General features: G+C 60.9%; 10 protein-coding genes and 2 pseudogenes. All 12 read left to right on the plus strand.

What is annotated here, in order from left to right; all coding sequences use genetic code 11:
• Positions 1–251: 251 nt before the first annotated feature.
• Positions 252–567: pseudogene (locus JL811_RS20065) on the plus strand (site-specific integrase); the annotation flags it as partial.
• 92 nt (positions 568–659) lie between these two features.
• Positions 660–887 (plus strand): hypothetical protein, encoded by a 228-nt coding sequence (locus tag JL811_RS18840; protein ID WP_202690259.1) that lies wholly within the window; start codon positions 660–662, stop codon positions 885–887.
• Positions 884–1330, plus strand: coding sequence for a TA system VapC family ribonuclease toxin (locus JL811_RS18845; protein ID WP_202690260.1), 447 nt, complete (start codon positions 884–886; stop codon positions 1328–1330). Before JL811_RS18840 ends, JL811_RS18845 begins: the two co-directional genes overlap by 4 nt.
• A 25-nt stretch (positions 1331–1355) precedes the next feature.
• Positions 1356–1748 carry a hypothetical protein gene (locus tag JL811_RS18850; RefSeq protein ID WP_202690261.1) on the plus strand — a complete coding sequence of 131 codons (393 nt, stop codon included), beginning with the start codon at positions 1356–1358 and terminating at the stop codon, positions 1746–1748.
• 86 nt (positions 1749–1834) lie between these two features.
• The gene (locus JL811_RS18855; RefSeq protein WP_202690262.1) at positions 1835–2719 is read left to right on the plus strand and encodes a recombinase family protein; all 885 of its coding nucleotides are present in this window, start codon (positions 1835–1837) and stop codon (positions 2717–2719) included.
• Between the two features lie 293 nt (positions 2720–3012).
• Positions 3013–4158 carry a plasmid partitioning protein RepA gene (gene repA / locus JL811_RS18860; protein WP_202690263.1) on the plus strand — a complete coding sequence of 382 codons (1146 nt, stop codon included), beginning with the start codon at positions 3013–3015 and terminating at the stop codon, positions 4156–4158.
• Positions 4148–5077: a ParB/RepB/Spo0J family partition protein gene (locus JL811_RS18865; protein WP_202690264.1), complete on the plus strand. Its 930-nt coding sequence runs from the start codon at positions 4148–4150 to the stop codon at positions 5075–5077. Before repA ends, JL811_RS18865 begins: the two co-directional genes overlap by 11 nt.
• Before the next feature lie 203 nt (positions 5078–5280).
• Entirely contained in the window at positions 5281–6390 is a 1110-nt protein-coding gene (locus JL811_RS18870; RefSeq protein WP_273542511.1) for a helix-turn-helix domain-containing protein, read from the plus strand.
• A gap of 130 nt (positions 6391–6520) precedes the next feature.
• Complete coding sequence (locus JL811_RS18875) at positions 6521–8692, plus strand: ParB/RepB/Spo0J family partition protein (protein WP_202690266.1); 2172 nt, start codon at positions 6521–6523, stop codon at positions 8690–8692.
• A gap of 100 nt (positions 8693–8792) precedes the next feature.
• Positions 8793–9266: a hypothetical protein gene (locus JL811_RS18880; protein ID WP_202690267.1), complete on the plus strand. Its 474-nt coding sequence runs from the start codon at positions 8793–8795 to the stop codon at positions 9264–9266.
• Between the two features lie 388 nt (positions 9267–9654).
• Positions 9655–9819: a hypothetical protein gene (locus JL811_RS18885; RefSeq protein ID WP_018065899.1), complete on the plus strand. Its 165-nt coding sequence runs from the start codon at positions 9655–9657 to the stop codon at positions 9817–9819.
• A gap of 357 nt (positions 9820–10176) precedes the next feature.
• A pseudogene (locus JL811_RS18890) lies at positions 10177–10542 on the plus strand (DDE-type integrase/transposase/recombinase); the annotation flags it as partial.
• Positions 10543–10666 lie beyond the last annotated feature (124 nt).

Raw genomic sequence — 10666 nt, forward strand, 5'->3', positions numbered from 1 at the left:
TATATGTCCGATAATATTGAATTATCGGACATAAAAGCGATAGGCTCACAAGCATGAGCAAAACGCCTCTGACATCTCCCCTCACGCCGCCGATACGCCCTGATCGCCATGAAGGGGGACGCGGGTGTTGCGCGCACCGGCGGGGTCGAGACAGCACGGGCCTATGCGCGTCACGCAGCATCTGAGAACATCCTCAAGGCGTATGCCAAGGAGTGGGCCCATTTCGCGCGCTGGGGCCGGATACGGGGGATCTTCCCTTTGCCCCGCTCTTCGTCTCTGTCAGTCGCAACATGCCGAAAGCTATCGGAGAGCGGCTCTCCGACAAGCACATTGGGCGACTGATCAAGTAGATCGTCGAAGAGGCCGGCCTGCTCACCGAGCTCACAAAGGCGCGGCGGTTGGCGTTGTTCCCGCCGTTCCTTGCGCGCAGGCCTTGCCAGCAGTGCAGAGGTGGACGAGCGCTATGTCCAGAAGCTACTTAGCCACGCCTCAGCCGAGATGATCCGGCGCTATCAGCGCCGTAGGGACAGGTTCCAGGTTAAACTGACCAAGACGGCAGAGCTCTAGACTTTCCAATTTTATGTTCCGAAGCTCAGCTCTTGATGAACCCGGCCAACACCCCATATGATGCGTGATGATTGATGCGCGGAGGTGCCCACATGCGAACAACCCTTTCCCTCGATGACGATGTCCTGCTTGCCGCCAAAGCAATCGCAGGCCAACAAGGGCGCAGCTTGGGTGAGGTGGTTTCCGAGCTTGCGCGGCGCTCCTTGCAACGACCTGCCTCACGGGCCGAACGCAATGGCATTCCGCTGCTGGCATCACGCCCCGACTCCCCCCCTGTTACCATGGACCTTGTGAACGCCCTTCGGGATGAGGCACCGTGACCTACCTTCTCGACGTAAACGTCCTGATTGCCCTGATCGATCCAAGCCATGTCGCCCACGATGATGCGCATGTCTGGTTCGCCAGAGCAGGTCAAACATCCTGGGCCACCTGTCCGATCACAGAAAATGGCGTTGTGCGTATTCTCGGCAACCCGAAGTATCCAAACTCACCCGGATCTCCAGCCGTTGTTGCCGGGATCGTAGAGCAACTGCGCGCCTTGCCCGGTCATTGCTTCTGGGCCGAGGATTTCAGCCTTGTAGGGTCTGAAGCTGTTGACGCAAGCCGAATCCTGACCTCTGCACAGGTCACGGATACTTATCTGCTGGCTCTGGCAAAGGTGCGTGGTGGTGAACTGGCAACCTTTGATCGCCGTCTTTCCGTGGATGCGGTGAAAAGTGGCAAGGCCGCTCTACATCTGATCCCGGCCGGCAAATCCATATGAACACTCCACAGAAGTAAGGAGCGCCATGGTGTCAGATGTGCCGGACGAAACTTGGCCACCGACGGAATTAAGCGAGTGGGCGAACCAGCAAGCTAAGGTTGTTCGCGACGCCGCAACAGAGGGCGGCTTGCGATTTCAGGCGTACTTGCCCCCCAAACTCGCTCTTTGGCTCCTTGACCGGATTGAGCAAGGCATGTTCATCGACCCATCCGAAGCTGTCTTCGTTCTTCTCGATGAAGCTCGGGAGCTGGAGCAACATTCGGATCTGCGACAGGAACTGCTTAAGCGCCGGGTTTTGAGTGCGGTCGACGATCCGCGACCCAGCATCCCTGCCGAAGAATTCATGGCCAAGTTTGAAGTCACGCGAAGGAAACTACGGCCTGAGCCGGCCGTCTGGCTGCCCAAACAAGAACACTGACTCTTAGGTTCTGCCAATTGTTGAAGAAAGTCATTTAAAAACGGTCGTTTATTGGTGGTGTATGAAACTGCAAACGGCCTGTTTTGATGCCCCTGATCGGTTATGCGCGCGTCTCAACCGAGGATCAGACCCCCCTGCCCCAGTCGCAGGCCCTGAAATCCGCGGGCTGCGTCGAGATCCACGAGGAGCAGGCCTCGGGCGGCAATCGCGCACGGCCCGTGCTGGCCCGCGTGCTCGAGCGGATCGGGAAGGGCGACACGCTGGTGGTGGTGCGCATCGACCGTCTGGCGCGGTCGCTTTCGCATTTGCTGGAAGTGATCGAGCGGCTGGAGGCGAAAGGCGCCTTCTTCCGCTCGATCATGGACCCGATCGACACGTCCTCCCCGCAGGGCAAGTTCACCCTCCAGGTCCTGGGCGCCGCCGCTGAGTTCGAGCGCGCCCTGATCCGCGAACGCACCAAGGCCGGGTTGGCCAGCGCACGAACCAAAGGCAGGGTTGGCGGCAATCCGGGCCTGCGCGCGCGGGATCCGGCGGCGCTGCGCAAAGTGCGGCTGGCGCGGCAGGACGGCTATATGGACCGGCTGAACGAGACGGCGCAGGACTGGGTGCCCCATGTCCGCCGCCTGCGGCCTAACTTAGCCTGGGAAGATGTGGTGCGCATCCTCAACGGTCCCCTGCCCCACGAGCGTCAATGGACGCAGAGCCGCCTGCTGCGCGCGGTCAACGCCTACGTCCGCGACGGCTTCCTGCCGCCCACGGTACTGGACCGCGCCGGCCGCCGCGAAACCGACGACCGCCTGCCCGCCATCGTCGCCGCCATCAAGGGCGCGGACCCCGACATCACGCTTCAGGCGATTTGCACCCGGCTGGAAGCGATGCGCGAGCGCACGCCTCGCGGGCGGACAAGCTGGCAGCCTTCGTCGGTGAAGATGCTGCTGGAGCGGGCTGAGAGACTGGGGCTGCTTGCGTGAAGTAGTGGGAATCGGTCGCACGATTCTGAAGATCTGCGTTACGTAGGCGTCGACAATACATGTTGTGGCCATGACATCGCAGGCTACGAACTGTTGAAGTGCGCTGCGAACAAGGTAGCCCAAGACGCTGATACTTCACGGTTTTTTCTCGCCAGGAATCTGCCGCCTCAACACCTCTAGGCCACTCAACGGATTGGGCTGGATTTACGCACCAAAACTGTTAAGGTCTACAAAACAATAAAGACTTGAGGGCAGTGATGAGCGGGATACGAGCATCTCAAAGATTCGATGTCATGTCCAAGCGGCTCGGTAGCCGGTTGCGTGAACATGCGCAGGAGACGTTCCCACCGGATGCCAAGAAGGGTCTCCGTCGCTTCGCGATGCGGGAAGCCGCCGATCTGCTTCGGATCAACCAGAACACCTTCCGCCATCATGTGTCAAATCTCGAAGGCTTTCCGGAAGGCACCCTCGAGGGTGGCAACCGCCGCAGCTTCACTGCCGAGGACATGGTCGAAGCCCAACGCGTCCTTCTTGAGACGGGTAGGATCAAGCCCGATGAACACCCTCACAGAAGAGCCGGCGAACCGTGCCAGGTCGTGACGATCTTCAACCTGAAGGGCGGCAGCGCAAAAACGTCGACTGTTGCTCATGTTGGTCAGCTTCTGGGCCTTCGCGGCTATCGGGTCCTGCTTATCGACCTCGACAGCCAGGCAAGTCTGACAAACCTGTTCGGGGTTACCCCTGAGCTCGATCCGGACATGCCGACCTCCTACGATCTGATCCGATCCGAGGGGCCCCTGCCCGCCTCAGATATCATTCGCAAAACGAACTTCCCGACAGTGGATCTGATCCCGGCCTCCATGGACATCATGGAGTACGAGTTCGAGGTCGCTTTGAGCTTCAGACACGGCGCCACCACCTTCCACAGTCGGATCCGTGAAGCGCTTGAGCCTGTCCTGAGCCGATATGATGTGGTGATCTTCGACACCCCGCCGCAGCTGAACTTCTCGGTGATCTCCGCCCTCTTTGCTTCCACTGGGGTCCTGATCCCGCTCAATGCGTCCATGCTTGATGTGATGTCTCTGGCAAGCTTTCTCGGCATGGCGAGCAACCTGATGGGCGTCGTCGAGGCGCATGCTCCCGAGCACGGCCTGAACTTCGTTCGGGTGCTGATCACCCGGTACGAGAACACTGACGGTCCACAGGTCCAGATCTCTTCTCTGCTTCGGACGGTCCTTGGCGATGCGGTCCTCCCTGCCGAGTTCCTGAAGTCGACGGCGGTAGGTGATGCCGCAAACACCCAGCAGAGCATCTTTGAGGTCGAACCTCGCGACGTGAACCGCAGAACATACGAGCGTGCGATCGAGTCCGTTTCACGCGTAACCGACGAAGTTGAGCGCGAAATCCTCAAGGCATGGGGGCGTAGCCATGGCGCGTAAGGTCTTCGGGGACTCACTCAAGAACGCGATGGGTAAAGCGTCAACGTCGGATGAGGAAGCAGATCTCGATCTGAAGCGCACGAGCCCAACTGTCGCTCGTGCGCAAGCATCGGTGCTGGAAGAAGACAAGCACGCCACGCGGCTGATCGACCCGAGCACCGTGCGGATGTCAGCGGTCATGGATCGTATCGATCCGAGTGATGGCCTCGAGGAGCTGGTCGCGTCGATCCGTGAGCACGGGCAAAAGGTTCCGGTTCTTGTCCGCCGAATCCAAGACGGGGCACATGAGATCGTCTATGGGCGCCGCAGGCTTCTCGCCTGTCGTGAACTTGGTCAGAAAGTGCGCGCCACGGTCATGGAGATGACCGAAGAGGAAGCACTGATCGCCCAGGGCGTGGAGAACAATGCCCGCCAAGACCCCTCGTTTATCGAGAGGGCCCTGTTCGTCGCTGGGATCATTCGGGAACTTGGTAAAACTGACGAGACACGCAAGAACGCCCAGACCATCGCCTATCGGGCACTTCAGATCGACGAGTCGCTCGTCTCGCGGATGAACCGTATCGCCACCGGCATTCCGATGGAGCTGATCCATGCCATCGGACCTGCACATGGCGTTGGTCGGCGAGTCTGGGAGAAGCTTTTCAGGCTGTGCGAGAAGGACGTCGCGAGAGCCAGAGAAGTTGCCCGTGAAATCCCCCGCAACTTGCCAGGCCCAGACCGACTTGACGCAGCGGTCACGCTGCTCACGGCCACCAAGGCAACTGCACCCAAGGTTGAGCAAGGTGAGCGCGTGAAGATCGGCCGCAAAGGCAACCGCATCACCATCGATGTGGACGCTGACCTTGCCCCGCGCGTTGAAGACGCCATCCGAAAGCTGATCAGCGAGCTTCTTGACCGCGGTCAAGATGGCCCAGAGTGACGACCCCGTGTCTTGACCGCGGTCAAGACATCAAGAGCAACGAGCAGAAAACGAAAGGAGGACCGGCCAGAAAAGGAAAGACCCCCCGAAAGCGGTGCTTCCGAAGGGCCTCAATCAGTCTCGACACCTGATTGATACCCCCAAAACGAATCGAGTTCAACACCGCTCGCGGTGACCGGGGAAGCTTTTTCTTCCGAAACACCATGAGACATGTAACCCAAACACGAACCGCCATGGCGGAAGCGCGAGCTATTGCCTGCCCTACTATCTACGAACTTCTGGGACCGGTACGCGCCCTGCGGAAAGAACTTGGCCTGACGAGCAACGACATCACAGTCTTGACGGCCCTGATCAGCTTTCTTCCCCGTGATCGACAAACCACAAGTGGTGAGACCCCACCCAAACTTACCATTGTGTTCCCCTCCAATGCTTCCTTGTCTGAGCGCGCAAACGGCGTCGATGAGAGAACCCTACGTCGCTGCTTGGGCCATCTTGACGCAGCCGGCCTCATCGATCGGAAGAACTCGGCAAACGGCAAACGCTTCCCCCTGCGGTATGGCGGCATCATCCGGGACGCGTTTGGGATCGACCTGAACCCACTGATACAGAACCACGACGCACTGGCGGCCGAAGCGTTGAAGGTTGCGGAGAAGCGTGAACGCCTTCGCTCCCTCAGGGCAGAAGCACTAGCACTGCGCGCATCCCTCCTTCAGGACCAGCGCCTCGACGAAGCGCGGTTGTCCTCACTCGGAGCGATCAGGAACATCCTTCGACGAGCAACCCTCACGGTTGATGCAGTCTTGCAGATCATCGGTGATCTCCGAGAACTCGGAGCCAACGCCGCGCAGAGCTACGGAGAGTGCGAGAATTCAAGCGCGCCCGTGGACGAAATCCAATCACGCGACCAAGCCCTCACCCATGAATGCACGCGCGAAATGTCCGCCAGGAACGGGCAAAATGACCGGCAGATAGAGTCTATAAAAAAAGAACTTATTAAGAAAGACGCGCAGGCAAAGCAGACCAGCGCTGACCAAAAAATTTCGGGGCCTTCCATGAACCGAGACCCTACAAAAATGTCATGGACAGACTTCACACATGTCTCTGACTTCTTTCCAGACCCACCTCGAACAGGAGAAGCCCTCAACCGCGTTCTCTTTGATATCGGGCGATTGCTTAGAATACGCCAAGAAAAGCTGATGCGTGGCCTCCAGAAAACCGGCGCTGGACGGCTTCTAGTGATCTTAGATTACCTGTTGGGGAAAGGAGAAACGATCAGGCAGCCCGAGGCATACTTTGAAACGATCCTGGGCTGATAGAACATGCAGCTTGGATTTCTTGACCGCGGTCAAGAACGCCGAAGAGAGGGAAAGGTTGGGGGTTTGAGGGGTGACGGGAGGTGAGATCGGGAGAGTGGCTTCCGGCGCCCGTCGTGGAGAAGATCTGATGGCGAAAGTTGCCCAGAAAGTCACCCTGTCCCCCTCACGGGACATCCCCTTCGACAAGCTCGTGCTGAGCCAGTCGAACGTCCGGCGCATCAAGGCTGGCGTCTCGGTCGAGGAACTGGCCGAAGACATCGCGCGGCGCGGGCTCCTGCAGGGCTTGAACGTCCGGCCTGTTATCGATGCCGATGGTGTCGAGACCGGCATGTTCGAGATCCCGGCCGGTGGTCGTCGCTTCCAGGCGCTGTCGCTCTTGGTGAAGCGGAAGCGGCTAGCGAAGTCGGCGCCGATCCCTTGCATCGTGCGGGATGCTGCGTCGAAGATCCTCGCCGAGGACGACTCGCTGGCGGAGAACATGCAGCGCGTCGCCCTGCACCCGCTCGACCAGTTCCGCGCATTCCAGGCCCTGCGCGAAAAGGGTCAGGGCGAGGAAGCGATTGCGGCGGCCTTCTTCGTCACGCCGCAGATCGTGAAGCAGCGCCTGAAACTTGCCTCCGTGGCCCCTGCCCTCCTCGAGGTCTATGCCGAAGATGGCATGACTCTCGAGCAATTGATGGCGTTCACGGTGAACCCCGACCACGGGCGTCAGGTGCAGGTCTGGGATGCAGTGAAGAACTCCTGGAACAAGGAACCCTATGCCATCCGGCGCATGCTGACGGAGACCTCGGTCCGGGCCTCGGATCGTCGCGCGGTCTTCGTGGGCATCGATGGCTATGAGGCGGCGGGCGGTGTCGTGCTGCGTGATCTCTTCCAGGGTGATGACGGTGGCTGGTTCGAGGACCCTGCCCTTCTGGACCGGCTGGTCACCGAGAAGCTTCAGGCGGAAGCCGAAGCGCTGGCCTCCGAGGGCTGGAAGTGGATCGAGGTCGCGACCGACCTGTCCTATGGTTACAGCCACGGTCTGCGGCGTCTTGCCGGTGATTCCGCGCCGATGACCGACGGGGAAAGCGCCGCCCACGCTTCGCTCCTCGCCGAGTATCGCGCGCTGGAGGAAGAATATTCCGGCCAGGACGAATACCCCGAGGAGATCGACGCTCGGCTCGGTCAGCTCGAGATGGCAATGGAAGCGCTCGAACAACGGCCTCTGATCTACGATGATGCCGAGATCCCGCGCGCGGGCGTCTTCGTCACGCTGGATCGGGACGGCAGTCTCGCGGTCTATCGCGGCTATGTCCGGCCCGAGGACGAGCCACGCGAAGAGACCGCGGTCCAGGATGGTGATGGCGCTGACGCCATGGGGCAGGGCGGTGATGTCGGTGGTTTGCGCTGGAACCCGTCCGCGACTTCCGCTGGCGGCACAGTCATCACCTCGGGTGGTCAGCCGATCGGCACGGAGCTTTCTGAGGATGAGGACGACGGCGCGCTGAAGCCTCTGCCCGAACGGCTGGTCATGGAACTGACTGCCCACCGGACCCTAGCACTGCGGGAGGCCATCGGGCGCTCGCCCGACGTTGCGCTGACACTGCTGCTCCTGAGGCTTGTGACGGACACCTTCCGCACATCCAATGCCTCGGGCAGCTGTCTCGAAGCCTCGGTGCGTCACGTCTACATGTCGGCGCAGGCACCCGATCTGAAGGACAGTGTCGTGGCGAAGCTTGTCGATGAGCGTCATGCAGCCTGGGAATCTGATCTGCCCCTCGGCGACGATGGCGCGCTCTGGGATTATCTGACGGTCATCGACCAGAGCAGCCGTCTGGCTCTGCTGGCGCATTGCCTCAGCTTCGGCATCAACGCGCTCCATGAGAAGGTGAACCCCTATGGTGCGGGCATCTCCGCCAACGGTCTGGCGCGCCGGATGGCCCATGCCGATCTGGTGGCGCGTGCCGTCGATCTCGACATGGTCGAGGCGGGCTGGGAGCCGACTGTCGATGGCTACCTCAACCGTGTGCCCAAGGCTCGGATCCTCGAGGCCGTGCGCGAGGCGAAGGGGGAGGGGACCGCGCAGCTCCTCGACCATCTGAAGAAGGGCGAGATGGCCGCCGAAGCCGAGCGGCTCCTCAAGGGCAGCGGGTGGTTGCCTGAGGTCCTGCGCCGCGCCGATCTGGCAGCAATCGATGGCAAGGAGCTCGAAGAAGGGCAGGGGGAAGATGCGGGCGATCCCGAAGACATCGCTCTCCCCGCCTTCCTGACGGCCGATCTGCCGGAGAGCGGTGCGTCGATGCTGGCTGCGGAGTGATCTGAGCCATCCGGGGGTGGTGAAACCCGCCCCTATTTCTCATAAAATACAGCAATATCAATATGATGATTGCAAACACTCGCATTCGTGATGAGGAATCATGTCTACAACAACAATCATCGACACAGCTCCCCTCGGGGCGCTGATCCGCTACACCGACGGCAGTCCCAAACCACCGACACGGTTCACGAAGAAGCTCGCGGCGTGGGAGCGATCAAACGGCGTTGGCCGTCTCGTGAAGAAGGAACCGCCCCGGGTCTATCCGACCTGGACCGCTCCGGCCTCCTTCACGTTGCATGAGGGTAACTTCTCCTCGGACGGGGTCATTCTCGTGACCATCATGCGGAGCCATTCGGCGGACAGCCGGTTGGTCTTCGAGGTGGCGGAGGAACCTAAGCCCGGGCAGGTCCGCGTGCTGCTGGACTTCGGCGAGAATACCGAATTGCTGCATCTGGCGGAGTCCGTCACCGCGGCTGATCTCTGGATCGCACGGGAGGGCTATCGCAACGCCCGTCTCGCGATTGTCGGCGTTGAGGACTGCGAAAGGGCAGGGGGCGCGGACTTGGCCGCCTGAGCCCTGACAAGGCGTGAGGGGCCTGCAAACGGGCGGGCCCCTCACCGACCACAACCTCGTCCCGCGCTGTCGCGGGACGCCAAAGGATCCATCCCCCAAGACGGAGGTCTTCAACCAAGAGCCTGACAGCGAGGATGGCGGCGTTGGAAGCATCAGTGTGACAACCGGCTCCTGACGTTGGGGCACCATCCGCCGCTCGCCATTCCCTTCCTTGCCCCAAATCCCGTCTTCGAGATCAACCCGCGCGGGGTCGGACTACGGGCAAGCCCGTGCCGCCGGGTGGATTCGGACGAGCCGATCGTACCCGGTGATGTCAGCCAGTCTTCGGGCTTGCGGGGTCCTGTCGCGCGGGGGATGGTCCCCCGCCTCCCAGACAGGAGCCAAAAAGATGTCCCGTAAAGATGCTCACGCCTTCGCCGCCTCCCTCGCCGCTACGCTCATGGTCTCGATTGTCGTCTTCCAGGCAGGGGATGGAACCTTCGGTGCCGTCCCCGCAGATGAAATCGACGGAGACGAGGTCGTGATCGTGGGAGAGCACGATCCCTTTGGGTGAGGCTTCGGCCTCACTTCTCTAGGGTCCGGGCGCGGCGGAGGCGCGCCCCTGGGCCTATCGCCGATCGAGATGCCGGCGATGCCGTTCAAACGCGCGCCAGTCATCTACTCGGCACTGTTCTTGGTGCATTCGCGTTGGGCGAAAAGCTGACGGACGGCAGCACATCGTGGCGGCCGCGGCAATTCCATCGAAGCGGCGTTGTGTACGTCGCTGCGGAGGACCTGCCCTGCGCCTTGTTGCGGGCCACTGCACAGATTTTAGGTGCCGCCATGCACGTGCGGTCGGGACATGTCCTCAAAGATCGGCCAAGTCCTTCCATAATCGGCTAGTTGAGGAGCCGAGCAAACTACGGTGATGTACCGGCGCGTTCACGTCCTGCTCGACCGTGAAGGCTGGGGCATCAACGTCAAGAAAGTCTATCGCATTTACAGGGAGTTGGGCATGCAGCTGAGGCACAAGACGCCCAAGCGGCGGGTGAAAGCCAAACTGCGCGATGACCGTGCTGTCGCCGTCGGGCCGAATGATGTCTGGGCGATGGACTTCGTCCACGACCAGTTGGCGACGGGCAAGAAGCTGCGGGTTCTGACCGTGGTCGACACCTTCTCACGATACGTCCCGGTGCTCGACGTTCGCTACAGCTACCGCGGCGAGGATGTCGTGGCGACCCTCGACCGGGTGTGCCGAACGGCGGGCTATCCCAAGACGATCCGCGTCGATCAGGGGGTAATCCTCCCCGTTTTAACGGGGCCCAGAAGTAGACTTCAGGCAGCCATCTTCAGTTTCTGGGCGGGTGTGATGCCGCCGATGCCCATGTTGGGGCGCTCATTGTTGTAAGTCCATAGCCAGT

It is taken from the genome of Szabonella alba (assembly GCF_016765775.1).
Taxonomy (GTDB): Bacteria; Pseudomonadota; Alphaproteobacteria; order Rhodobacterales; family Rhodobacteraceae; genus Szabonella; species Szabonella alba.

Bases quoted from the DNA above. Each gene is read 5' to 3' on its own strand.
- JL811_RS18850 (WP_202690261.1), top strand. From the start codon at position 1,356: ATGGTGTCAGATGTGCCGGACGAAACTTGGCCACCGACGGAATTAAGC.
- repA (WP_202690263.1), top strand. From the start codon at position 3,013: ATGTCCAAGCGGCTCGGTAGCCGGTTGCGTGAACATGCGCAGGAGACG.
- JL811_RS18885 (WP_018065899.1), top strand. From the start codon at position 9,655: ATGTCCCGTAAAGATGCTCACGCCTTCGCCGCCTCCCTCGCCGCTACG.
- JL811_RS18840 (WP_202690259.1), top strand. From the start codon at position 660: ATGCGAACAACCCTTTCCCTCGATGACGATGTCCTGCTTGCCGCCAAA.
- JL811_RS18855 (WP_202690262.1), top strand. From the start codon at position 1,835: ATGCCCCTGATCGGTTATGCGCGCGTCTCAACCGAGGATCAGACCCCC.
- JL811_RS18870 (WP_273542511.1), top strand. From the start codon at position 5,281: ATGAGACATGTAACCCAAACACGAACCGCCATGGCGGAAGCGCGAGCT.
- JL811_RS18875 (WP_202690266.1), top strand. From the start codon at position 6,521: ATGGCGAAAGTTGCCCAGAAAGTCACCCTGTCCCCCTCACGGGACATC.
- JL811_RS18880 (WP_202690267.1), top strand. From the start codon at position 8,793: ATGTCTACAACAACAATCATCGACACAGCTCCCCTCGGGGCGCTGATC.
- JL811_RS18865 (WP_202690264.1), top strand. From the start codon at position 4,148: ATGGCGCGTAAGGTCTTCGGGGACTCACTCAAGAACGCGATGGGTAAA.